Below are 23,230 nucleotides of genomic sequence, written 5' to 3' on the forward strand. Positions count from 1 at the left end.
GTGTTATCCATTCTTAATAACCTCTAACGATTTTTTAACTGACCGTCTGAAAGTCCTCTTCTGCCTCAATATAGATAGATAAAATTTATTGAGATAATGCTTTGCTATTAAAAAAACAAAAGACCGCCTAGGCGGTCTTTTATTAGCACTGCAAGTTTGCAATTACTCTTTCGGTGTTGCTTTTTCCACACGGCTTTTCAATTTTTGGCCAGGGCGGAAAGTAACAACACGGCGTGCAGTAATTGGAATATCTTCCCCAGTTTTTGGGTTACGTCCGGGACGTTGATTTTTATCACGTAAATCAAAGTTACCGAATCCAGATAATTTTACTTGCTCACCATTTTCTAAGGAAAGGCGGACCTCTTCAAAGAAAGTTTCCACAAGGTCTTTAGCATCACGTTTGCTAACACCCAGTTTTTCGAACAAATTTTCTGACATTTCAGCTTTAGTAAGCGCCATAGGTTTAGTCCCTCAAGGAGGCTTGGAATCGCTGTTTTAACGCAGCAACACACATATCAACGGTCGCGGTTATCTCTTCTTCTTCCATGGTACGAGCGGTATCTTGGAAGATGAGACTGATAGCCAGACTCTTGTAACCATCTGCTATCCCTTCACCACAATACACATCAAACAAGTTTATGCCAACTATATGATTTATGCCAACTTTTTTACACTCTGCCAGAACATCTGCGGCGGCAACGTCTTCTGGCACAACAACAGCGATATCACGGCGGTTCGATGGATAGCGTGAAATCGCCTTTGCATCAGGGATTACACGTTCTGTTATCGCATCACAGCGAACCTCAAAAATCACTGTACGACCATTTAAATCAAGTTTACGTTCTAACTCAGGATGAACAACACCAATGATACCAATATGTTCATTTTCCAGATAAATCCCAGCACTTTGTCCAGGATGCAACGCTGGATGTGCCTCAGGTTTAAATGTAATTTGATTCAGTTTGCCAGTCAATTCTAAAACAGCTTCGAGATCACCTTTTAAATCAAAGAAGTCCACAACTTGCTTATCTAATGACCAATGTTCTTCGAATCGATTTCCCGCGATCACGCCCGCCAGCATGGTTTCTTGGCGTATTTGATATTCTGCTTGATTATCAGGGATAAAGCGTAGGCCTGTTTCAAATAATCGAATTCTATTTTGCTGACGATTTTGATTATAGACGACGGTTGTCAAAAGTCCGGTTAACAGCGACAAACGCATCGCTGACATATCCGCTGAAATTGGGTTTGGTAACACTAACGCTTCTTGTTCAGGGTGAAGCAAGGCTTGTACTTTAGGGTCGACAAAACTATAAGTAATCGCCTCTTGGAAGCCACGGTCAACCAACAGCGCTTTGATACGCTTAAGTGGCAATTTAGCCTCTTTGTGTTCAGTCATGACAAGATCGGCACGTAACGGTACATCAGGAATATTGTTATATCCATATACCCGTGCAACTTCTTCGACCAAATCTTCTTCAATCTGCATATCGAAACGCCAGCTAGGTGCAACAACATCCCAACGGCCTTCAGACACCGCAACTTGGCAACCTAATCGCGTCAAAATATCGGTAACGATATCATCGGCAATAACATAACCAATCAATCGATCGAGTTTATTGCGTGTTAACGTAATATTTGCCGCTTTTGGTAAATATTCTGCATGGGTCGCATCGATAATATCACCGACTTCCCCACCACAGATATCTAAAATTAACTGTGTCGCACGCTCAATTGCTTTGAATTGCAATTCAGGATCAACACCACGCTCAAAACGATGAGACGCATCCGTGTGCAAACCATAATTACGCGCACGACCCGTAATAGATAGTGGATTGAAAAATGCACATTCTAAAAGAATATTTTTCGTTTCACTGTTAACACCAGAATGTTCACCACCAAAAATACCCGCGATACCAAGTGCTTTTTGCTCATCGGCAATGACTAATGTATCCGTTTTCAGTGTCGCTTCACTACCATCTAGCAAGACTAGCTTCTCATCCTGCTTCGCCATACGAACGACGATAGCGCCGTTTAAGCGGTCAAGATCATAAGCATGCTGAGGTTGGCCTAATTCGAGTAGTACATAATTGGTAATATCAACAACCGCATCAATTGAACGGACACCACCACGACGTAATTTTTCTTTCATCCACATCGGAGTTGGTGCGGACACATCAATATTTTTGATGACACGACCAAGAAAACGAGGACAAGCTTCTGGTGCTTCAACACGGATTGGGAATGTCTCTGAAGTGGTTGCTTTCACTGCGTTAATTTGCGGTTCGATCAGCTCATGCTTATTAATCACCGCAACATCACGAGCAACACCGAGAATACTTAAACAATCCGCTCGGTTCGGTGTAATGCTAATTTCAATAACACGGTCATCAAATTTCAAATAATCACGCAAATCAGTACCAATTGGCGCATCAAGTGGCAATTCTATGATACCACTATGATCATCAGAAATACCGAGCTCAGAGAATGAGCAAAGCATCCCTTCTGAAGGCTCACCACGCAATTTTGCTGCTTTGATTTTGAAATCACCAGGCAACACGGCACCTACCGTTGCAACTGCGACCTTCAAACCTTGACGGCAGTTTGGGGCACCACACACGATATCGAGTAGACGCTCACCACCCACATTGATTTTTGTGACACGTAATTTGTCCGCATTTGGGTGTTGGCCACACTCAACCACTTCACCAACAACCACACCTGTGAATTGCCCTGCCACCGGTTCAACACCATCAACTTCCAAACCGGCCATTGTGATTTGTTCAGATAATGCTTCACTGCTAATGGCTGGGTTTACCCATTCACGTAACCAAAGTTCACTGAATTTCATGAGAAAGTCCCGCCTTATTTAAACTGTTTGAGGAAACGAAGGTCATTTTCGAAGAATGCGCGTAGATCAGAAACACCATAACGCAGCATTGTAAGGCGCTCCATTCCCATTCCGAATGCAAAGCCAGAGTAGACTTCAGGGTCAATCCCCACATTACGCAGAACGTTTGGATGAACCATACCACAGCCCAACACCTCTAACCATTTGCCATTTTTCCCCATAACATCCACTTCAGCAGAAGGCTCTGTGAATGGGAAATAGGACGGACGGAAACGAACCTGGACTTCTTCTTCAAAGAAGTTATTCAAGAAATCGTGCAATGTGCCTTTAAGGTTAGTAAAGCTGATATCTTTATCCACAATCAGCCCCTCTGTTTGGTGGAACATTGGGGTATGCGTTTGGTCATAGTCGTTTCGATAGACACGGCCTGGGGCAATGATACGAATTGGCGGTTGCTGACCGTTCATAGTACGAATTTGTACACCCGAAGTCTGGGTACGCAATAAGCGTTTAGCATCAAACCAGAAAGTATCATGGTCTGCTCGTGCTGGGTGATGAGCAGGAATATTCAAGGCATCGAAATTGTGGTAATCATCTTCAATTTCTGGTCCCGTTTCCACACTAAAGCCTAACTCACCAAAAAATTCTTCAATTCGCTGAATGGTACGGGTAACTGGATGTAATCCACCATTTTCCATACGACGGCCAGGCAATGAGACATCGATCTTCTCCGATGCCAAGCGTGCATTCAATATATCAGCCTGCATGGCTTCTTTACGCGCATTTAATGCATCTTGTACCTGTACTTTGGCTTCATTAATCACAGCCCCTGCTGCTGGACGTTCATCAGCTGGCAGATCACGCAACGTTTTCATCTGTAGTGTGAAGTGGCCACTTTTGCCTAAATATTCAACACGAACTGACTCTAACGTAGCAACATCTTGGGCCTGTTCAATGGCTGCTTTTGCCTGTGCAACCAACTCAGCGAGATGTGGCATTGTTTCCCCTTTATGACCTTCTGGTCGTTTTGCTAGTTATTCACCGATTTATTAAGTTATCACTTGCCATTCGTTAAATGGATAAGCACTTAACTGATTTTACTGCATTTTTCTTCAATCAAAAACAAAAAAGCCTCCTAGCGGAGGCTTTAGCGTAACTTTTAGTTTCTTTTCTTACGCGCGAAAGCCCCCGACATTCAGGTGCTAAAGTAAAAGAAGAAACGAAAAGCGACGATTAGCATATAATTAACTCGGTAAATAATGTGTACTATTAATGTAGTAACATAAAACAACATAAATGAAAAGAGGAAGTTACCTTCCTCTTTTCAAGCAAACATTAAGCTAAAGCGCCTTTCGCTTTTTCAACTAAAGCAGTAAATGCTGCTTTATCGAATACGGCGATGTCTGCTAGGATCTTACGGTCGATTTCAATAGACGCTTTTTTCAAGCCATTGATGAAACGACTGTAAGACAGACCGTTCTGACGAGCCGCAGCGTTAATACGCGCGATCCACAGTTGACGGAACTGACGTTTACGTTGACGGCGGTCACGGTAAGCGTATTGACCAGCTTTGATTACCGCTTGAAATGCTACGCGGTAAACACGAGAACGTGCACCATAGTAACCTTTCGCCTGCTTCAGAATTTTTTTGTGACGTGCACGGGCGATTACACCACGTTTTGCGCGAGCCATAGCTATCTCCTATCGTCTTTAATCTTATTAACCAATGTTTACTTATGCGTAAGGCAGGCAGGCAACTACCAGACCCAGATCGCCCTTAGATACCATTCCTTTCGGACGTAAATGGCGTTTACGCTTAGTAGACTTTTTAGTCAGAATGTGACGAAGGTTTGCATGCTTGCGCTTAAAGCCACCGCCTGCAGTTTTTTTAAAGCGCTTTGCTGCGCCACGTACAGTTTTAATCTTTGGCATTTCTTTAATTTCCAACTTCGCATTGTGATAAACTACGAATTAATTAGGCGAATAATCGTGCATTGCTGCACAGTTACTACTTGATGGCCTAATTATTTCTTCTTCGGTGCCAGCACCATGATCATCTGACGTCCTTCAATTTTTGAAGGGAATGACTCCACTGACGCCAGCTCATCTAAATCAGCCTTAATACGGTTAAGTACTTCCATGCCGATTTGTTGGTGAGCCATTTCACGACCACGAAAACGTAGTGTAACTTTGGCTTTGTCACCATCTTCGAGAAAGCGAATCAGGTTGCGTAGTTTGACCTGATAATCACCTTCATCTGTACCAGGGCGGAATTTAATTTCCTTCACCTGAACAACTTTTTGCTTCTTCTTCTGTTCTTTTTGAGATTTGCTCTTCTCATAAAGGAATTTGCCGTAATCCATGATACGACAAACTGGCGGTTCGGCATTTGGGCTGATTTCAACAAGGTCTACCCCTGCTTCTTCTGCTTTTTCTAGCGCATCGCGCAAGCTCATAATGCCAAGCTGTTCGCCGTCTAAACCGGTTAAACGGACTTCAGTCACACGAATTTCGTCGTTAATACGATTTGGACGTGCTGTTGGGATTCTTTTTCCGCCTTTAATACTTTATTCCTCCAACTGGATAAAGAGAATTGCTAATCTTCTCTAAAGCATACATTTCAATAATCATTAAAGGTAACATATTCAACATGTTGATTACTAAAATGTCATATTCATTTGCCTATATGGGTTCCAATCTCTACGGACCGATATGGCGATTCGACCGCGGATTTTAATGCTTATTGCCCGATTACTCAAGTAGATAATCAATTTTTTCGCATTAATCGTTGCCTTTTGTTATTACCAATAGGGCCTAACAGAACGAAATATAAACAAATAAACACGTTTTAGGTTATTTGGTCTGCCGTGGTATCGCGTCATTCAATATACCACTAGCGTATAGGCAAAAAGGCTGTTAACGCCGGTATACTCAATAACCTTGCCAATGACAATAAGGCAGTATAGCACCCACTTTTACTGTGGGTGCTGGTCATTATGACTTAATTATTTTTTCTTTGGTGCTAATACCATGATCATCTGGCGACCTTCAATTCTTGAAGGGAATGATTCCACTGACGCCAGTTCATCCAGATCAGCTTTAATGCGGTTAAGCACTTCCATACCAATCTGTTGGTGAGCCATTTCACGACCGCGGAAACGCAATGTCACTTTGGCTTTGTCACCATCTTCCAAAAAGCGAATGAGGCTACGCAATTTAACTTGGTAATCACCTTCATCTGTTCCTGGACGGAATTTAATTTCCTTCACTTGAACAACTTTTTGTTTTTTCTTCTGCTCTTTTTGAGATTTACTCTTCTCATAAAGATACTTACCGTAATCCATGATTCGGCAAACAGGTGGCTCAGCATTAGGGCTAATTTCAACTAGGTCAACACCAGCCTCTTCCGCTTTAGCGAGTGCTTCACGAACACTCATTACACCGAGTTGCTCACCGTCTAAACCGGTGACACGGATTTCAGTTGCACGGATTTCTTCGTTAATACGATTTGGACGTGCTGTTGGGAGTTTTTTTCCGCCTTTAATACCTTATTCCTCCATCTGATTGAGCTGACGACTGCGAATTTCTTCCAGCAGTTTGCTTGTAAATTCATTAACATCTAGGCTGCCTAAATCTTTACCACGACGGGTACGAACAGAGACTTTACCTGATTCAACTTCTTTATCACCACAAACTAGCATGTAAGGAACACGACGCAAGGTGTGTTCGCGAATTTTAAAGCCGATTTTCTCATTACGTAAATCCGCTTTCGCACGAATGCCAACACTTTGTAGCTTGCTAACTAATTCTTGAACATAATTTGATTGAGCATCCGTAATATTCATCACAACGACTTGTTGCGGCGCTAACCAAGTTGGGAAGAAACCTGCATATTCTTCTGTCAAAATACCGATAAAACGCTCAAGAGAACCTAATACCGCACGGTGAATCATCACAGGAACGATACGTTCGTTGTTTTCACCGACATAAGATGCATTGAGACGCCCTGGTAAGAAGAAGTCCAACTGGACAGTTCCGCATTGCCAAGCACGGTCTAAGCAGTCATACAGCGTGAATTCAATCTTAGGACCGTAGAATGCCCCTTCCCCTGGTTGGTATTCAAATTCAATACCTTGATCTTTTAATGCCTGAGCCAGATCCGCTTCTGCGGTATCCCACATATCGTCAGTACCGATACGTTTCTCTGGGCGTGTAGACAATTTAACAACTATTTTTTCGAAACCAAAAGTTGCATAAACGTCATAAATCATTTTAATGCAGTTAGTGACTTCACCTAAAATTTGCTCTTCGGTACAGAAAATATGCGCATCGTCTTGTGTGAAACCACGTACGCGCATTAATCCATGTAGTGCACCTGATGGTTCGTTACGATGGCAGCTACCGAATTCCGCCATTCTTAACGGCAAATCACGATAAGATTTCAAACCTTGGTTGAAAATTTGCACATGTCCTGGGCAGTTCATTGGTTTAACACAATATTCACGGTTCTCTGAAGAGGTTGTAAACATCGCGTCTTTATAGTTTTCCCAGTGACCTGTTCTTTCCCAAAGTACACGATCCATCATGAACGGACCTTTCACTTCTTGATAGTTATAAGCTTTTAATTTAGTACGTACAAAGGTTTCCAATTCACGGAAGATAGTCCAACCGTCATTGTGCCAGAATGCCATACCAGGCGCTTCTTCCTGCATATGGTATAAATCTAATTGCTTACCAATTTTACGGTGGTCACGCTTAGCGGCTTCTTCAAGACGAAGCAAATAGGCATTCAATTGTTTTTTATCTGCCCATGCGGTGCCGTAAATGCGTTGCAACATTTTATTATCGCTATTACCACGCCAATATGCGCCTGCCACTTTTTGTAATTTAAAGTGGTGACAAAAACGCATGTTTGGCACGTGTGGACCGCGACACATATCAATATATTCTTGGTGGTGATATAACCCAGGACGATCATCTTGACTAATATTTTGATCAAGAATTTCCACTTTATAATCTTCACCACGCGCAACAAATGTTTCACGAGCTTCAGCCCAAGAAACACGTTTTTTAATTACGTCATAATCTGTTTTGGCAAGCTCCAGCATGCGCTTTTCAAGCTTCTCCAAATCTTCCTGCGTCAGCGCATAGTCCAGATCAATATCATAGTAAAAACCGTTATCAATCACTGGACCGATAGCCATTTTGGTATTTGGCCAAAGTTGCTTAATGGCATGACCTAACAAGTGAGCACAAGAGTGACGAATAATTTCAAGGCCATCGTCATCTTTACTTGTGATGATGGATAGATTGGCATCATTTTCGATGATTTCACAAGCATCAACTAGCTCACCGTTTACACGACCCGCGATACACGCTTTTGCTAGACCTGCGCCAATATCGCACGCAACATCCATGACAGAAACGGCATGGTCGAACTGACGCTGACTTCCATCAGGAAGAGTAATAACAGGCATTAATAAATCCTTATCAGCAGTGGTGACCCACACGAAAGATCACTTGCTTGATTATTCCAAAGTTTATAAATCAATACGTTACCTTTAATTTCTCGCTGCACAATGCGAGGTATGCACACCAGTCTGTACACAAATGACAAAAATACTATGCACATTAAATGCAACTCAAAGACAATAATAACACAGACATATTTTAAGGCGATAGAGAGATAAGATTATTAATCCATTATATAAAGCCGCTAAAAAAGATATGCCTGTATAAAAAGGATCGAAAATTTAATCAATACTGCACAAAATTATTCAGCAACTCACCCCATTGAAAAGCGTAAATATAAAGTTGCTGATATTCATCATCGCTAGCCTAGCCGTATACTCAGCGACAAGTCAGCAAACAGTAATTATCTAACTGACATTGACTCCAAATAAATTAGGTTGTGCTTAGACAACACATAATCAGATCTGATAATCGTTAATAGTGAATTAACTCAGATAGCGTCGTTGCCAATCTTATTATCTGCACAACTTGACTTATAAGGAGCATAAGTGAGGTGTAATATGAAAAGCTTATGTAACGCTATACTATCGTTCTGTGCTATTGGTGTTATGTTACTCCTGTCGTCATCCCAAGTGAGTGCTCATGGTTACGTGTTAAGCCCTGAAAGCCGTGCTTACCAATGCTATAATGGCTATGGAAATGGCAAAGAACCAACCAACTTTGATTGTGGTATTAGAGGCACATCTGACCCACAAAGTATTGAAGGTTATAAAGGTTTTCCAGAAGCTGGCCCTCCAGATGGTCATATTGCGAGCGGAAATATTTCAACCTATTCTGAGTTGGATGTACAAACCCCAGATCGTTGGACAAAAGTTGATATGAAAACCGGCGAGAATACTTTCGTTTGGTATCTAACAATGAGCCATACATCGGCTTCATGGCGTTTTTTCATCACTAAAGCAGATTGGAATCAATCAGAAGCTTTAACTCGAGCAGCATTTGATTTAGAAAACTCTATTTGTGATCCTGAGCCAATCAGTGTGAGTGGCATTAATCCACCCACAAAAGAAAATATAGAGTTTAAATGTTATATTCCGACGGACCGAGAAGGCTACCATGTTATTCTCGCAATATGGGATGTTGCTGATACGAATAATGCTTTCTACCAAGTTATTGATGTTAATTTAAGCAATTAACGCAATAATGGCTCTCTTTATCCCTTTATTAAGAAGAGAGGCTCTTTAATTTAAGAGCCTCTCTACACTCAAATCATGATGGATTAACCAACAGATTATCTCAGTATCGACTTAGCGCTATTGATATCCTTAAAAACTATCAATAATCAGCAATATACTTTGTCACCGTTAATTTCTTGCCGCCGCGAGATAGGTCTCTATCATCGGTTTTTTTATGGGGTGTTTTTATGAAAAAAATTATACTGTTACTGTCTTTGTTTTTTGTATCAGCAGTCTCTTTAGCTGATTGCCATTTAAAAAAAGCCGCTAGGAATAAAATGTTGGATCAAAAAATTGGAATCTCCGGTCGTTGTGACACACAAAAAGCGATTAAAGATCAAGCAACCAAGCAAATCGATGAACGTTTGGGTATTCATTCTCAAGACATCAAGCAAAATATCAGCGATAAAAAGAACATATCGAGATTAAAGCCACTCGCGTTAATATCAATAAAGCTACCGACAAAACAACATAGTTTAAATATGAGTACTATTTAAACATCCCATCATGGACAATAGTACTCGTATGATTTGATTATTGAAAAAGAACAGATATTGCACTGGCTGCTAATAATAACCCCATCACTAGGTTAAATTTTTTCAATACCTGTGGATTTTTCAATCGCTCTCTTAATTCACTACCAAACATTGCCCAAATCGTCACACACGGAAAATTAATCAAACTAAAAATAATGGCGACTATCAACATGGAGCTATAAGGATTCATAGATTCTGTATACAAAGCCATCCCTGACACGGCCATCATCCAGGCTTTAGGGTTAACCCATTGAAAGAGTGCGGCTTCTAATAGGGTTAATGGCTTTTCATTACCGTCTTTCGGTGAGCCAACTGAACGGCTAATCGTCGTTTTCCATGCCAGCCACAATAAATAAATAATGCCTATATATTTCAGAATATTGTAAACCACTTCTGAAGATTGAATTAAGGCCCCTACGCCTAGGCCAACAGCAACCAACATCACAAAAAAGCCAAGGGATACCCCTAAAGCATGCGGCATAGTCCGTTTCAATCCAAAGTTCATTCCTGACGCAAGCAACATAATATTATTGGGTCCAGGCGTGATGGAGGTTACGAAAGAAAACATCGATAAAGATAAGAAAGTTTCAATATTCATAGTGTGTGCATCTATTGAGCAAATTATTAATAAAAAATAACCACAGAACCTTTACTCAATGCAGCAACTTTTACCCCGCTGAATACTGAGTAACTCGCAGTGTAAAGCGGTTTGATTTCAACTTTTTTATCTCTACGTGCGCATGCTTAGCTTAACCCCATTAATTCACAAACAGATATAACTGGTCATTGCTTTTTCTACCTATCTATAAATCAAACTATGTGGTCAATCGCGATATATTTCTCTAGCTGTCATAAAGAGAGATAATATTTAGTCGCTATTTTAGTCGCGATTCTATTGTGTATGGTTACAACCAGCGCCGAGTCTGTTGGCGATAACGTTGCCACTCTGCTTTAAAGTGTTCCGCTAAACATTTTTCTTCTTGCGGGATGGTATACAAATCGGTGATTAACCAAAACACTAGGCCAGACACCAAAAAATAGGGGGATTGAGTGAATAGCGCTAAGCTAACGCACATTGAAGTAAAAGCGAGATAGAGAGGGTTGCGAGAAAATCTAAATGGGCCTTCGGTAATTAAAGCTGTCGCAGGGCTGATAGGATTAGGAGACGTTTTGAAACGATAAAAATAATATAAACTGGCGGCTATCCATCCAAAACTTTCTAAAGCAACTAAGATACCTAGAACCCCCGTCCAACCAGAAAAACTCCACGCCAATATGTTTTTTGCGTAGAGCGCATAGAAGGCAATTGTGTTTAAAATTAACCAATTTAAGAAGGGTAATCTAAATATGCTCATGACAATCTTCCTGAATCAACCTAGCATACGTAGACTAACATAAATCAATTAGCTTGTTTTAAGTCGCCAATCATATTTTTTGATCTTGGGGGGATAAAGCGGCTGTGCGTTTGTACCATCAACGCTGATTATGTCCTAAAAAGAAAACACTTTTTAATCCTTCAAGACGAGCATATTCTTGCTGACAGACTAATTTACGCACTTGCATTGGCATACTATCAATACGCGAGCGAATTCCATTGAGTTGATCATCTAGCCCATTCATCCCTTTGATACTGACGATATCTTCATTGGTCTTTAAATAGTCTGCGAACGTTTGTAGGTTACTTTCTAAACTATCGCATACATTATTATTGACATCCCGACTTGGTATTAATGAGCTAATGGATTCCGGCAAAAGGTTTGCAACACTAGGATAAATATTTTGTTTCCATTGTTGTGGGAAAACAATAAATAGTGCAGCCATTGAGATACCAATCAGCATCACTAAGGCTGTTAGAGCCGTCATTACATTTTTCATTTACAACCCCAAACTGTCCTGTTTCACTGTCTCTAGGATACTGCATAAGGCGTAAAGCAATTTTTATAATAAAAAATTGTTTGTAAAGAAAACTTTAGCAAGCGTATTTTACTAATAAAAGCAGACAAATTAAGATGATACGTTATTGTCCAATAATTTATAGAAGAGCGTTGTACTTTCAAATTCATGCTGTGCATTTGTCACAAAATGAGGGATTTCTCCCGCTTTAATATAGCCTTGTTTACAATACAAATGAGACGCGGTATCCCCCGTTCGGGTATCCAGTACCAATAATGTCCGTTTATGATTAAGCGCTAACTGCTCAATATTCATCAACAACTGTTTCGCCATACCATGCCCCCGAAAAGCAGTATGTACCATGAGTTTTTCAACTTCTGCTCGATGACGTCCATTTGCTTTTAAACATAAAGAGAGTTGAATGGCGCCAGCTAACTGTTGATCAATATATTTCACCACTAATAGGCGCTCACCTTTACGTAAATCATTATCGACCTTTTGCCAATACTGTCGGGCGTCCTTCGGCATTAATGGTGCAATAAATCCGATTGATGCTCCACTATTAACACTATCGATTAATAGAGACTCTAACTGCTGTTCTATGCCTTCTATAGATGTCATTTCTTTGATAGACATTGTATTTTTCCTTAATACCTTATTTTGTTATTAGCATCAAAAATAGTTATTTTGTAAAGGCCAGTTAACAAGGACACTAATCGTAAAACACCATATTCTCATAAGGTGCTTTTTGGCAATGTGCTAAACGCTCTATTAATGAACCAACATGAATTTCTAGCTTATGGCCATCCGGATCCAAAAAGTAAAACGAATCCCCTTCGCTACGATTATCTTTCCAAACGGTAACATCTGCACGTTGTAGCTTTTCAACTACCGTAGAAAAGTCTTTTGATGATACGGTGAAAGCATAATGCGTATAGTCTGTCTTCTCTGGTCGTTGGGCCTTTCGGGTGGGATCGACTGAAAGACATACCCATAACTCCCCGCAAGTGAGGTAAGCACCATTTTTCCATCTTGCATGAAGCTTCATTCCTAATATTGAATGATAGAAGAACAGACTGTTCTTAATATCTGTGACCGCCAGAGTCAAATGATTAATCCCCGTAAGCATATAACCTCTATATTAAATTGCCAAAAAAATATGTTTTTTATATATATTCAATTAGTTAAATAATATACGGATGGGTATTTCGATAATAATAAACAATAAATGTTTATTCTTTTAATGAATTTACATAACCAATAGTTAACTAACATAATTAAGCGTATAACTTAAAGCATATCGAAATTTTGACAACCTACTAATAGATGCCCTTTCCCTTTTTATGTCCCCCATAAAAAGGGTTTTTTTACCCTAAAAATTGAACACTTTTAAAACACAAGCCTATCTAACTGTTATATAAGAAATAAGATAAGTTATTCACAATGGAATGCTAATGTTATCCACAGTTAATGTGAACAACTGCTCTTATTTCATATTATTTGAATACACCTCTTTGTAATTTAGAAATGTCATTATGAGACTCGTCATGGCAATATTTTATCGTTAACTTCACTAGCAAACAGCAGTCGGAGTGCTTTTACGGGGCATACAATAATAATTTTTGTTATAGTGCTCATTCATACTCAAAATTGTTAACATCTATAAGAGCTTAATTTGCCTATTATGAATGATATTTTGGAACTGTTTCAGGCCATCGGTATTGGATTGGTTTTATTACTACCACTTGCCAACCCTCTGACAACAATCGCTGTAATGCTCAGTTTGTCTGGCAATATGACCAAAGAACAACGAAACCATCAATCACTTTTGGCTGCCATCTATGTTTTTGCAATCATGACAATTGCCTTTTATGCTGGGCAGTTAGTCATGAATACATTCGGTATATCCATCCCCGGTTTAAGAATTGCAGGTGGGCTCATTGTGGCCTTTATCGGATTTGGAATGCTATTCCCTAGCAGTGAAAATAATGATGACACTAGTGCATTAGCGCCTGATGATTCGACTATTTCTAAAAAACGTCAACGATCTCCAAATATTGCCTTTGTTCCCCTCGCCATGCCAAGTACTGCTGGACCAGGAACTATCGCTATCATCATTAGTTCTACGGCATCTTTGCAAGGTGATGTCGGATTTGCACCTTGGATCTTAAAAGTTGCTCCTGTTTTGACATTTTTTATTGTCAGCCTAATCGTGTGGTTAGCGCTAAGGGGCGCAACTTCAATTATGAAATGGTTAGGTAACGGTGGGATTGATGCTATTTCTCGTATTATGGGATTCTTATTAATTTGTATGGGAGTCCAGTTCGTTATCAACGGTATCGTTGAAATAGTCGCACAACTCCCACATTTAATCGCAACACATCAATAGTTTATGGCTAATGCATTATAGGCATTTTTCACTTTCCACAAATAGCGCGGAGCTTGAGGCGCTGGATGCTTAGATTGAACGTGCTGGTAGAACTCTTCAGGCGTCAAACTATTAATCATCGCAATAGCTCTGCCCTTATCATTATCAAATGTTCGCAATAACGCCCCTGCACCATTAACGTAAGCAACAACAGTCGCATAGTACATGGTTTGTGGATGATTAATCCCCGCTAGGTGCTGCTCTTTAAGTATACGAATATAGGTGGTACCGATATCAATATTGGTTTTTGGGTCTTTTAATTCATGACTTGACGGTTCCCCCGACTTACCCTGATAACGATAAGCATCCCGACCCGCTGTCGATGCTTTTATTTGCATTAGGCCAATAGCATTGGATTTACTCACCACTTCAGGTCTAAAGTTGGATTCGACCTCAATTATCGCTCTAATCAACGTTTCATCGACATTATACCGATTTGCTGATTCTCGAATAAATTCATCAAATGGCGTGCGAGGGAATGAAATATTTTGCTGTACGGTTGATAAATTGCTACTTTTATTTAACATCCGTTGTGTTGATACTTGTTTTTCTGGTTCACTGGAGCATCCCGCCAGTAACAGAAATACCAATGCGCCACCGATATTTTTTTTCACCGAGATATCCTCTGCTAACAAAACTGACGGAAGAATAACTAATCGTAAGAAAAATAAAACAATTTTTACTTAACTTTTACTTTAAGACATGTTCTATTCATACCAATATATAATCACAATAATTGATGAATCACACACTTTTTGTCTTGACTTTATCCAATTGATATTGATAGTCATTATCAATTGAGTTTTAATCCTGTTATGCTTTTTTGTTAATAACAGTACAATTAAAAAATCCACTAAGCCAATGATGTCAGGGTCTGAACTATGAACAAAAAATTTTCGCTCTTTTCTAAACCACTGCTTTCTGCTCTCTTTGCTTTATCCGCTATTCTACTAGTCAGTCAACCTGCTTTGGCTAAAAAGTTTAAGGTCGTCACAACTTTTACTATTATTCAAGATATCGCACAAAACGTGGCGGGTGATGCCGCAATCGTAGAGTCCATTACTAAACCTGGAGCAGAAATCCATGGTTATCAACCTACCCCAAAAGATATTATGAAAGCTTATGATGCTGACTTAATCTTATGGAATGGTCTAAACCTTGAAGTGTGGTTTCAACGTTTCTTTGAGAATTTCCAAAACGTTCCTGCCGTCGTAGTCACTGAAGGTATAGAACCTATGCCAATTCGAGAAGGTGAATATAAAGGAAACCCAAACCCTCATGCTTGGATGTCTCCTGCCAATGCCAAAATTTACATCGAAAATATTCGCAAAGCCTTGGTAAAGTATGATCCAGAAAATGCAGAAATCTATAACGCAAACGCTAAAAAGTATGCTGAAAAAATCGCACAACTTGATACACCGCTTCGCGAACGTCTTAACCGTATCCCTGAAGATAAGCGTTGGTTAGTATCCAGTGAAGGTGCATTTAGTTATTTAACAAAAGACTACGGTTTAAAAGAAGTGTATCTATGGCCTATCAATGCTGAAGAGCAAGGCTCCCCACAGCAAGTTAAAAAAGTTATCGATACCGTACGCGAATATAATATCCCTGTTGTTTTTAGCGAAAGTACTATTTCAGATAAACCCGCACGCCAAGTTAGCAAAGAAACTGGGGCAAAATATGGTGGGGTACTGTATGTGGACTCATTATCAACTGCTGATGGCCCTGTACCCACCTATATTGATTTGCTAAATACAACAGTAGACACCATAGCGAAAGGATTTGATCAGTAATGATGAGTAGCTCAAACCGCTTTGAACACCCTAAATTGATTGTTGATGATGCCACTGTAACGTATAACAACGGTCATACCGCTATTTATGATGCAAGTTTTAATATTACTGGTGGCTCAATTTGCGCACTCGTTGGCGTCAACGGTAGTGGCAAATCAACCTTGTTTAAAACGATCATGGGGTTAGTCACCCCATCATCTGGTAGCGTCACTTTAAATGGCGAGCCAATTAAAGCTGCGCTAAAAGAAAATATTATCGCCTATGTTCCACAAACAGAGGAAGTTGATTGGAACTTCCCTGTGCTCGTTTCTGATGTAGTGATGATGGGACGTTACGGTAAAATGGGCTTTTTCCGTATCCCCAAAAATGAAGATAAAGAAGCAGTCAAAAAAGCGCTAGAGCGCGTGGACTTAGCAGGGCTTGAGCATCGCCAGATAGGTGAGCTGTCTGGAGGCCAAAAAAAACGGGTCTTTCTCGCTCGTGCTCTTGCTCAACAAGGTAAAGTTCTGTTGCTCGACGAGCCTTTTACTGGGGTTGATGTTAAAACTGAAAATGCCATCATTGATTTACTACGCAGTTTACGCGATGAAGGCCACCTGATTTTAGTATCAACCCATAACTTAGGTAGCGTACCCGAATTTTGTGACCAAGTGATTTTGATTAATCGTACAGTACTGGCCAGTGGCCCAACTGAAACCACCTTTACCCAAAAGAATTTACAAGTTGCTTTTGGTGGCGTACTGCGTCATATCAATCTCTCCGGACAAGAGCTTCATGATGATGATGACCCCCGCTCTATCACGGTCATTACCGATGATGAAAGGGCTGCTGTCTTCTATGGTCACGACCACGATGCACCCGTTAGAACGAACCAACCTAAGGATTCAGAATGATCGAGTTGTTACTTCAGCCTTTCGAGTACAACTATATGGTTAAAGCCATCTGGGTAAGTGCCATTGTAGGTGCCGTCTGTGCATTTCTGTCCGCTTATTTGATGCTCAAAGGCTGGTCATTAATGGGGGATGCCCTTTCCCATTCTGTTGTTCCTGGGGTAGCAGGCGCTTATGCGTTAGGGTTGCCTTACGCCGCTGGTGCTTTTTTTACTGGGATCTTGGCAGCTCTTGCGATGACGTTTATCAAGCATATCACCCGTTTGCGTGAAGATGCCGTAATTGGCTTTATCTTTTCCACCTTCTTTGCTGCGGGCTTATTGATCGTATCGTTAAACCCCACTTCAGTGAATGTGCAGACTATTATATTTGGTAATATTTTAGGTATTGCGGATGCCGATGTGCTGCAAGTTGAAATCATTATTGCCGTCTCTTTCATTGTATTACTCGCGCTTTGGAAAGATCTACTCGCAGTATTTTTTGATGAAAGCCACGCGCGTTCAATTGGGTTAAATCCACTACGTTTAAAAATAATCTTCTTTACCTTGCTGAGCGCCTGTACTGTTGCTGCGTTACAAACAGTTGGGGCAATTTTGGTTATTGCAATGGTCGTGACACCTGGGGCAACCGCCTACTTACTGACTGACCAATTTAAACGTTTATTGATCATTGCGGTGGCTATTGGTACAGCAACCAGTGCAATAGGTGCTTATGCGAGTTATTTCCTCAATGGTGCAACTGGTGGATTAATTGTTACTTTACAAACAATTATTTTCTTGTTGGCTTTCTTCTTTGCACCCAAACACGGTATTTTTGCATCACGACGCAAAGCAAAACAAGAAGTGGAGAATTTGCATAAAATAAAGCAACAAGGAGCCTCTAATGAGTGATTTTATTGACTTACTAACGGCACCGTTTCTCTTCCCTTTTATGCAAAAAGCGATCATCACCGCCATCGTGACAGGTGCTGTATGCGCCATTTTATCTTGCTTTTTAGTCCTAAAAGGCTGGTCATTGATGGGGGATGCTATCTCTCATGCCGTATTACCAGGTATCGTCATCGCTTCTGTGGCAGGTATTCCTCTTGCTATAGGCGCCTTTATTTCAGGGCTATTTTGCGCATTCGCGACGGGCTATTTAAAAGAGAACAGTCGAATAAAAGAAGATACCGTGATGGGAATTGTGTTTTCCGGCATGTTTGCCGTCGGTTTAGTGATGTTTGCTAAAATCGATACAGAACAACACCTTACCCATATTTTATTCGGTGATATTTTGGGAATTACTGATGCCGAGTTTAAACAGAACTTATGGTTTGCAGGTATCACGATCGCCATAATCTTACTAAAACGTAAAGATTTTATGTTGTACTGTTTTGACCCTAATCAGGCAAGGGTCATTGGACTCCCCGTTAAACTCATCCATTATGGTTTACTGTCCTTACTTGCTTTAACTATTGTCGCCTCGCTACAAGCCGTCGGGATCATTTTGGTTATTGCCATGTTGATTTCACCGGGGATCATCGCATTCGTGCTATGTCGAAGTTTTGGATGGATGTTGGTGGTTGCCGTCATCGCCTCCGTCACTTCCAGCGTGATTGGTACTATTATTAGCTTCCACATTGATGGGGCAACCGGCCCTTGTATCGTGATTACCCAAGCGGTTTATTTCATTATTGCTCTGCTCTACAGCAAAATGGTATTAACACGCAAAAGAGCTAAAATGCCGCAAGAAAAGTTACAATCAGCCTAAAAATTCTTTTGTTATTAAAAAATAAAGGCCGCTTCCTATAAGAAGCGGCCTTTGACTATGCAGATTAATCATGAGTACTTAAGAAGCTACATCAACTTTTTCCAATACGATTGGAATATTTTTATAAGCAGGAATACCGCTTTGTGGATCAAAATTATCCAATGCGATTAGGTTATTCGCTTCAGGAAAATAGGTCGCAACACAACGGTCTGCCATATCATAAATCACGACTTTCAAGTTATCTAAACGGCGATGAGTGCGTTTTTGATCACTATCAAGTGCGATAATGTTGACCCTATCACCAGCTGCCAAGTTTTGTTTTTTCGCTTGCGCTTCACTGATAAACATCACGTCACGTTGACCAAACACGCCTCGATAACGGTCATTTAATCCATAAATCGTGGTGTTATATTGATCATGGCTGCGAACTGTCGCTAAGATTAACTCGCTGTTCACGGCTGATTTAGGATCTTCAATCACCCCTTCTGTGGTCATGAAATTTGCTTTACCAGACTTCGTTAGCCAGCGTCGTTCTGACGCCGCGTTAGTGAGGTGAAAACCGCCAGGCACACGAATACGTGCGTTATAATCGTCAAAACCAGGTAAAACAGCTTCCATTGCGTCGCGGATTTTATCGTAATCATCAATAAAATCATCCCATTCCACTTTAGTATTTGGCAATGTGGCTTTTGCCATACCAGCAACAATGGCACATTCTGATTTTAAATGTGGGCTAGCTGGTTTTAACTTACCGTGAGAAGCATGTACCATCGACATGGAATCTTCCACTGTAATACTTTGTGGCCCTGTTTTTTGCATGTCACGTTCAGTACGCCCTAATACAGGGAACAAAAAGGTATTTTTTGCCGTTAATAGATGTGAGCGATTCAGTTTTGTGGCTGCATGTACCGCCAAATCTAATTTTTTCATGCCATTAAAACAAGCATCTTGATCAGGCATTGCTACTGCTAGATTTCCTCCCATGCAGATCAGTGCGCGAGCTGTTCCCTCCGCGATTGCCTGCATGCTTGCAACTGCGGCATGACCAAACTGAGCTGGTGGTTTAAATCCAAAGCGCTGCTCAAGTTTATCCAAGAAAGATTGGCTTGGTTTTTCGGTGATCCCGACAGTACGGTCACCCTGAACATTGGAGTGCCCACGTAAAGGACAGATACCCGCCCCTTCACGACCAATATTGCCTTTTAGCAAGAGTAAATTGACCAATTGTTGAATATTTTGCGTACCATGTTGATGCTGAGTGATCCCCATGCCATAGCAAATGATCGTTCTGTCCGCCTCAATATATAACTGTGCTATTTGTTCAATGTCTTCTTTTGAGAGACCACTAACACGTAAAATATCTTCCCAGCCTGTTGTCATGACATCATGCTTAACGGCCTCAAAACCAACGGTATGAGTTTGAATAAATTCGTTATCCAAAATAGGTGCTTTTCCTTGTGCAATCGCAGCTTCATGCTGCTCAATCACACAACGCATCACGCCTTTTATCAAAGCGGTATCACCACCAATGCGTACTTTATAATAGTGCTCAGCTAACCGCGTTGATTCAAACGTTAACATTTCAATCGGGTCTTGAGGGTACTCAAAACGCTCCAATCCACGCTCTTTCAACGGATTAATGGCAATGATTTTAGCGCCTCGTTTTGACACCTCACGCAATGAACTTAACATTCTTGGGTGATTCGTTCCCGGATTATGACCAATACAAATGACTAAGTCGGCCTTATCAAAATCCTCCAGCAAAACCGTACCTTTACCAACACCTATCGATGCAGCAAGCCCAACACTCGTTGGTTCGTGGCACATATTGGAGCAATCGGGAAAATTATTAGTACCGTATTCTCTCGCAAACAATTGATAGAGAAACGCGGCTTCATTTGACGTACGACCTGAAGTATAAAACTCTACACTGTTTGGATCAGGATAACTTGATAAAAGCTGACCTATTTGTGCAAATGCGTCTTCCCATTCAATCGGCTCATAATGGTCAGTTTGTGCATTATATTTCATTGGATGCGTTAATCGACCTTCGTTTTCTAAATCGTAATCATCCCATTTTAATAATTCGGAAACAGAATATTTAGCGAAAAATTCAGGTGTGGTTCTTTTTGATGTTGCTTCCCATGACATGGCTTTTGCGCCATTTTCACAGATATCAAATGAGGCATAATGTTTTGGATCAGGCCATGCACAACCTGGACAATCAAATCCTTGAGGTTTATTCATTTCAAACATTGCTATCACATCATGACCAATATCCATTTGGCCTCTAATGGCTTCCGCGACGGCTTTTACCGCGCCCCAGCCCGCAGCCGGGCCAGTGTAATTTTCAATTTTTTCTTTCATTTTCATTACTCTTTTAAATTTAAAATATTACAAATAATGAACATCAAATAATTACAATCTAATTTTGATTAAATTTTATTTAATTATATACATAGAAAAATATAGCAAATAATATTAATAACAATAAGCCATTATTTTTATTAATAGGCAAATAGAATTAAAAATATGTCATTATTACGACTCAAATTTAATTCACTCTATTTATTGTCATATTTCAATATTTAATTACGATGATTTATCAACGTCATAATGATTATTTAATTACAACAAATTTTCAAAAAAACCATATTCCATCAAATGTTATCACTGGGTAATTTCGTGATAGGCTCTTCTTTTTAAATAATTATTGCTGTTAATTCCTAAACTGTCGCTATAGAATTGTGTTAATGAAGACCAAAGCAAAGCGAGGTGTGTCATGTGGCAAGCAATGTATCGTTTATTAAGCGAACACTTGGGTGAAGCAGAACTTCATAACAAAGAGATCCTGTCTGGAGGAGACATTCATCACACGATGAAAATCGATTATGGTGAACATACCATTTTCGTCAAACAGAACCTGCGTGAATTTTTGCCTTTGTTTAAACAAGAAGCTGAGCAGCTTGAGATGCTTGCCAAAAGCAATACTATCACCGTGCCAAAAGTCTACGGCGTCGGGAGTAATAAACACCATAGCTTCCTGCTACTCGAATATTTTCCGTTGAAAAAATTTGATGCAACCAATGCATGGCGCTTTGGTCAACAATTAGCACAACTTCACCAATGGGAAGAGCAGCCTAGTTATGGTTTTGACTTTGACACCATGTTAGGGACCATCACTCAGCCAAACGGATGGGAAAAGCGTTGGAACTCGTTTTTTGCTGAAAAACGCATTGGCCTACAATTACAACTTGCAGCAGAAAAAGGTATGGTATTTGGTGATATTCAACAAATCGTTGATATTGTCAAAAAACGCCTTGCAGGACATCAGCCTCAACCCTCATTGTTACACGGTGATTTATGGCCCGCCAATTGTGCTATTACCTTGGAGCAAAACGGTATTTTATATGATCCCGCTTGTTATTGGGGGGATAGAGAATGTGATATCGCAATGTTACCGCTGTATCAAGAATTACCAATCCAGATTATAGATGGCTATCAAAGTGTTTGGCCATTACCAAGCGGTTTTCTCGATAGGCAGCCCCTTTATCAACTGTACTATTTACTTTGTCAGTCAAACATATTTGGGCTTGAAAAGAGCTACTTGCATGCTCGAACGATTACCGATGAGTTACTTGGTGAAAAGTAACGACGTGTTTTGGCCCAGTTTTGTTTGACTGGGCCTGATTGATTACCAATTCAAAAATTTTAACGCGAAATAAATTGCGACACCTAACACGATCGGCCAAAAATACAGAATAAAGAACTGAGTAAAAATGGTATGACGAGGGATCGTAACCTTGGCTTCCAATTCCTCTTTCGAAACATCGTTACCTTTCGCCTTTTCTAAAATCACATGGTCTTCAATACTTTCACGAATAAACTTAATTTGTCGATACATTCGTAGGCCCGACGCACTTAGCGCTATACCAACAAAGATAAAAATAAAAATGATTATAAAACCGATATTCGCCCCGACAAACCCTTCAGAGACTCGGGGAATGGGAGAGTTATGCCAAAACAGATTGAGAAACGGTGTACTTTGACGGGTCATTTCAGCCATTAATTTAATAAAATCATTGGCGACCGCGTTAATTCCCTCACCTTCCAGCCCTTTTATTGCTGCAAGTTTGATGAGTGAAGCTAAAGTAGAAAGCAATGCTACAAGAAAAACAATCCAACCGAGAATACGTTTGCCGATTGCGACATAACTTGCAGTCTGGTAATTCATTATTAACCCTCAAAAAATTTTTTTTATAACTAATCATAACTGAATTTTCATAAACCCACCAAATTTACAACACTGAATAATAGTGTTCCGACTATTTTCAGATTTTTTAACTTGTTATTTATTAAGGCTATTAACAAAGATCCCCGTTC

Annotated in this window: 24 protein-coding genes and 1 other annotated feature; of the genes, 8 read left to right on the forward strand and 16 right to left on the reverse strand. The window is 40.3% G+C overall.

Annotation, left to right across the window (positions count from 1 at the left end; genetic code table 11):
* Positions 1 to 162: 162 nt before the first annotated feature.
* From ihfA to thrS, 8 genes are all read right to left on the reverse strand, one after another.
* On the reverse strand, positions 163 to 459 hold the full coding sequence (gene ihfA, locus O7C57_RS12355; protein ID WP_004263721.1) for an integration host factor subunit alpha: 297 nt from the start codon (positions 457 to 459) through the stop codon (positions 163 to 165).
* Positions 460 to 463: 4 nt separating this feature from the next.
* Positions 464 to 2,851 carry a phenylalanine--tRNA ligase subunit beta gene (gene pheT / locus O7C57_RS12360; protein ID WP_269723189.1) on the reverse strand — a complete coding sequence of 796 codons (2,388 nt, stop codon included), beginning with the start codon at positions 2,849 to 2,851 and terminating at the stop codon, positions 464 to 466.
* Between the two features lie 14 nt (positions 2,852 to 2,865).
* Entirely contained in the window at positions 2,866 to 3,849 is a 984-nt protein-coding gene (gene pheS, locus O7C57_RS12365; RefSeq protein WP_154623356.1) for a phenylalanine--tRNA ligase subunit alpha, read from the reverse strand.
* A gap of 123 nt (positions 3,850 to 3,972) precedes the next feature.
* Positions 3,973 to 4,097 (reverse strand) — a sequence feature (Phe leader region).
* 89 nt (positions 4,098 to 4,186) lie between these two features.
* Positions 4,187 to 4,543, reverse strand: a complete 357-nt coding sequence (rplT, locus tag O7C57_RS12370; protein ID WP_004263714.1) for a 50S ribosomal protein L20 — start codon at positions 4,541 to 4,543, stop codon at positions 4,187 to 4,189.
* Between the two features lie 42 nt (positions 4,544 to 4,585).
* Positions 4,586 to 4,783 (reverse strand): 50S ribosomal protein L35, encoded by a 198-nt coding sequence (rpmI, locus tag O7C57_RS12375; RefSeq protein ID WP_004263702.1) that lies wholly within the window; start codon positions 4,781 to 4,783, stop codon positions 4,586 to 4,588.
* Between the two features lie 92 nt (positions 4,784 to 4,875).
* Complete coding sequence (gene infC / locus O7C57_RS12380; protein ID WP_163863602.1) at positions 4,876 to 5,415, reverse strand: translation initiation factor IF-3; 540 nt, start codon at positions 5,413 to 5,415, stop codon at positions 4,876 to 4,878.
* Between the two features lie 441 nt (positions 5,416 to 5,856).
* Positions 5,857 to 6,396, reverse strand: a complete 540-nt coding sequence (infC, locus tag O7C57_RS12385; protein ID WP_163863604.1) for a translation initiation factor IF-3 — start codon at positions 6,394 to 6,396, stop codon at positions 5,857 to 5,859.
* 3 nt (positions 6,397 to 6,399) lie between these two features.
* Positions 6,400 to 8,328 carry a threonine--tRNA ligase gene (thrS, locus tag O7C57_RS12390; protein WP_269723190.1) on the reverse strand — a complete coding sequence of 643 codons (1,929 nt, stop codon included), beginning with the start codon at positions 8,326 to 8,328 and terminating at the stop codon, positions 6,400 to 6,402.
* Between the two features lie 555 nt (positions 8,329 to 8,883).
* On the opposite strand from thrS, the gene O7C57_RS12395 reads away from it, so the two are divergent.
* Together O7C57_RS12395 and O7C57_RS12400 are read left to right on the forward strand one after the other, a co-directional pair.
* Positions 8,884 to 9,519 (forward strand): lytic polysaccharide monooxygenase, encoded by a 636-nt coding sequence (locus O7C57_RS12395; protein ID WP_154623354.1) that lies wholly within the window; start codon positions 8,884 to 8,886, stop codon positions 9,517 to 9,519.
* A 227-nt stretch (positions 9,520 to 9,746) separates the two neighbouring features.
* Positions 9,747 to 10,055 carry a hypothetical protein gene (locus tag O7C57_RS12400; protein WP_269723191.1) on the forward strand — a complete coding sequence of 103 codons (309 nt, stop codon included), beginning with the start codon at positions 9,747 to 9,749 and terminating at the stop codon, positions 10,053 to 10,055.
* Positions 10,056 to 10,092: 37 nt separating this feature from the next.
* On the opposite strand, the gene O7C57_RS12405 is transcribed toward O7C57_RS12400, so the two are convergent.
* From O7C57_RS12405 to fos, 5 genes are all read right to left on the reverse strand, one after another.
* Positions 10,093 to 10,692, reverse strand: a complete 600-nt coding sequence (locus O7C57_RS12405; RefSeq protein WP_154623091.1) for a LysE family translocator — start codon at positions 10,690 to 10,692, stop codon at positions 10,093 to 10,095.
* A gap of 307 nt (positions 10,693 to 10,999) precedes the next feature.
* A complete protein-coding gene (locus O7C57_RS12410; protein WP_154623092.1) occupies positions 11,000 to 11,449 on the reverse strand; it encodes a methyltransferase family protein in 450 nt (149 codons plus the stop codon).
* A 118-nt stretch (positions 11,450 to 11,567) separates the two neighbouring features.
* Positions 11,568 to 11,969 (reverse strand): hypothetical protein, encoded by a 402-nt coding sequence (locus O7C57_RS12415; RefSeq protein ID WP_154623094.1) that lies wholly within the window; start codon positions 11,967 to 11,969, stop codon positions 11,568 to 11,570.
* A gap of 129 nt (positions 11,970 to 12,098) precedes the next feature.
* On the reverse strand, positions 12,099 to 12,623 hold the full coding sequence (locus O7C57_RS12420; protein ID WP_154623095.1) for a GNAT family N-acetyltransferase: 525 nt from the start codon (positions 12,621 to 12,623) through the stop codon (positions 12,099 to 12,101).
* 76 nt (positions 12,624 to 12,699) lie between these two features.
* Positions 12,700 to 13,116: a fosfomycin resistance glutathione transferase gene (gene fos, locus O7C57_RS12425; RefSeq protein WP_154635598.1), complete on the reverse strand. Its 417-nt coding sequence runs from the start codon at positions 13,114 to 13,116 to the stop codon at positions 12,700 to 12,702.
* A 555-nt stretch (positions 13,117 to 13,671) separates the two neighbouring features.
* Here fos and O7C57_RS12430 point away from each other — a divergent pair.
* Positions 13,672 to 14,376: a MarC family NAAT transporter gene (locus O7C57_RS12430; protein ID WP_154622290.1), complete on the forward strand. Its 705-nt coding sequence runs from the start codon at positions 13,672 to 13,674 to the stop codon at positions 14,374 to 14,376.
* On the opposite strand, the gene O7C57_RS12435 is transcribed toward O7C57_RS12430, so the two are convergent.
* A complete protein-coding gene (locus O7C57_RS12435) occupies positions 14,370 to 15,029 on the reverse strand; it encodes a transglycosylase SLT domain-containing protein (RefSeq protein WP_163862070.1) in 660 nt (219 codons plus the stop codon). The genes O7C57_RS12430 and O7C57_RS12435 overlap by 7 nt on opposite strands.
* Before the next feature lie 267 nt (positions 15,030 to 15,296).
* Here O7C57_RS12435 and O7C57_RS12440 point away from each other — a divergent pair, with 267 nt between their 5' ends.
* Genes O7C57_RS12440 through O7C57_RS12455 form a run of 4 tightly spaced genes read left to right on the forward strand, consistent with a single transcriptional unit; the run spans position 15,297 to position 18,847 of the window.
* Entirely contained in the window at positions 15,297 to 16,208 is a 912-nt protein-coding gene (locus tag O7C57_RS12440; RefSeq protein ID WP_154622292.1) for a metal ABC transporter substrate-binding protein, read from the forward strand.
* A 2-nt stretch (positions 16,209 to 16,210) separates the two neighbouring features.
* Positions 16,211 to 17,101, forward strand: a complete 891-nt coding sequence (locus tag O7C57_RS12445; protein ID WP_154622295.1) for a manganese/iron ABC transporter ATP-binding protein — start codon at positions 16,211 to 16,213, stop codon at positions 17,099 to 17,101.
* Positions 17,098 to 17,988 carry a metal ABC transporter permease gene (locus O7C57_RS12450; protein WP_154622293.1) on the forward strand — a complete coding sequence of 297 codons (891 nt, stop codon included), beginning with the start codon at positions 17,098 to 17,100 and terminating at the stop codon, positions 17,986 to 17,988. The genes O7C57_RS12445 and O7C57_RS12450 overlap by 4 nt, the downstream gene beginning before the upstream one ends.
* Positions 17,981 to 18,847, forward strand: a complete 867-nt coding sequence (locus O7C57_RS12455; RefSeq protein WP_154622294.1) for a metal ABC transporter permease — start codon at positions 17,981 to 17,983, stop codon at positions 18,845 to 18,847. Before O7C57_RS12450 ends, O7C57_RS12455 begins: the two co-directional genes overlap by 8 nt.
* Before the next feature lie 78 nt (positions 18,848 to 18,925).
* Here the strand turns inward: O7C57_RS12455 and O7C57_RS12460 are convergent, their stop codons facing one another.
* Positions 18,926 to 21,214, reverse strand: a complete 2,289-nt coding sequence (locus O7C57_RS12460; RefSeq protein WP_163862073.1) for an FdhF/YdeP family oxidoreductase — start codon at positions 21,212 to 21,214, stop codon at positions 18,926 to 18,928.
* A 415-nt stretch (positions 21,215 to 21,629) separates the two neighbouring features.
* Here O7C57_RS12460 and O7C57_RS12465 point away from each other — a divergent pair, with 415 nt between their 5' ends.
* Positions 21,630 to 22,499 carry a fructosamine kinase family protein gene (locus tag O7C57_RS12465; protein WP_154621832.1) on the forward strand — a complete coding sequence of 290 codons (870 nt, stop codon included), beginning with the start codon at positions 21,630 to 21,632 and terminating at the stop codon, positions 22,497 to 22,499.
* 42 nt (positions 22,500 to 22,541) lie between these two features.
* Here O7C57_RS12465 and O7C57_RS12470 read toward each other — a convergent pair whose 3' ends face one another.
* Positions 22,542 to 23,081 carry a YniB family protein gene (locus O7C57_RS12470; protein WP_154621831.1) on the reverse strand — a complete coding sequence of 180 codons (540 nt, stop codon included), beginning with the start codon at positions 23,079 to 23,081 and terminating at the stop codon, positions 22,542 to 22,544.
* Positions 23,082 to 23,230: the final 149 nt, after the last annotated feature.

Origin of the sequence: Providencia sp. 21OH12SH02B-Prov (assembly GCF_027362595.1) — a bacterium.
Classification (GTDB): domain Bacteria; phylum Pseudomonadota; class Gammaproteobacteria; order Enterobacterales; family Enterobacteriaceae; genus Providencia; species Providencia zhejiangensis.

Excerpts from the sequence above, each read along its gene's own strand:
- O7C57_RS12420 (WP_154623095.1), bottom strand. The coding sequence starts at position 12,623 with ATGTCTATCAAAGAAATGACATCTATAGAAGGCATAGAACAGCAGTTA.
- rpmI (WP_004263702.1), bottom strand. The coding sequence starts at position 4,783 with ATGCCAAAGATTAAAACTGTACGTGGCGCAGCAAAGCGCTTTAAAAAA.
- O7C57_RS12415 (WP_154623094.1), bottom strand. The coding sequence starts at position 11,969 with ATGAAAAATGTAATGACGGCTCTAACAGCCTTAGTGATGCTGATTGGT.
- O7C57_RS12465 (WP_154621832.1), top strand. The coding sequence starts at position 21,630 with ATGTGGCAAGCAATGTATCGTTTATTAAGCGAACACTTGGGTGAAGCA.
- O7C57_RS12410 (WP_154623092.1), bottom strand. The coding sequence starts at position 11,449 with ATGAGCATATTTAGATTACCCTTCTTAAATTGGTTAATTTTAAACACA.
- pheS (WP_154623356.1), bottom strand. The coding sequence starts at position 3,849 with ATGCCACATCTCGCTGAGTTGGTTGCACAGGCAAAAGCAGCCATTGAA.
- O7C57_RS12395 (WP_154623354.1), top strand. The coding sequence starts at position 8,884 with ATGAAAAGCTTATGTAACGCTATACTATCGTTCTGTGCTATTGGTGTT.
- O7C57_RS12400 (WP_269723191.1), top strand. The coding sequence starts at position 9,747 with ATGAAAAAAATTATACTGTTACTGTCTTTGTTTTTTGTATCAGCAGTC.
- O7C57_RS12440 (WP_154622292.1), top strand. The coding sequence starts at position 15,297 with ATGAACAAAAAATTTTCGCTCTTTTCTAAACCACTGCTTTCTGCTCTC.
- O7C57_RS12460 (WP_163862073.1), bottom strand. The coding sequence starts at position 21,214 with ATGAAAGAAAAAATTGAAAATTACACTGGCCCGGCTGCGGGCTGGGGC.
- pheT (WP_269723189.1), bottom strand. The coding sequence starts at position 2,851 with ATGAAATTCAGTGAACTTTGGTTACGTGAATGGGTAAACCCAGCCATT.
- O7C57_RS12445 (WP_154622295.1), top strand. The coding sequence starts at position 16,211 with ATGAGTAGCTCAAACCGCTTTGAACACCCTAAATTGATTGTTGATGAT.
- rplT (WP_004263714.1), bottom strand. The coding sequence starts at position 4,543 with ATGGCTCGCGCAAAACGTGGTGTAATCGCCCGTGCACGTCACAAAAAA.
- O7C57_RS12470 (WP_154621831.1), bottom strand. The coding sequence starts at position 23,081 with ATGAATTACCAGACTGCAAGTTATGTCGCAATCGGCAAACGTATTCTC.
- O7C57_RS12450 (WP_154622293.1), top strand. The coding sequence starts at position 17,098 with ATGATCGAGTTGTTACTTCAGCCTTTCGAGTACAACTATATGGTTAAA.
- fos (WP_154635598.1), bottom strand. The coding sequence starts at position 13,116 with ATGCTTACGGGGATTAATCATTTGACTCTGGCGGTCACAGATATTAAG.
- O7C57_RS12405 (WP_154623091.1), bottom strand. The coding sequence starts at position 10,692 with ATGAATATTGAAACTTTCTTATCTTTATCGATGTTTTCTTTCGTAACC.
- O7C57_RS12430 (WP_154622290.1), top strand. The coding sequence starts at position 13,672 with ATGAATGATATTTTGGAACTGTTTCAGGCCATCGGTATTGGATTGGTT.
- O7C57_RS12455 (WP_154622294.1), top strand. The coding sequence starts at position 17,981 with ATGAGTGATTTTATTGACTTACTAACGGCACCGTTTCTCTTCCCTTTT.
- ihfA (WP_004263721.1), bottom strand. The coding sequence starts at position 459 with ATGGCGCTTACTAAAGCTGAAATGTCAGAAAATTTGTTCGAAAAACTG.
- thrS (WP_269723190.1), bottom strand. The coding sequence starts at position 8,328 with ATGCCTGTTATTACTCTTCCTGATGGAAGTCAGCGTCAGTTCGACCAT.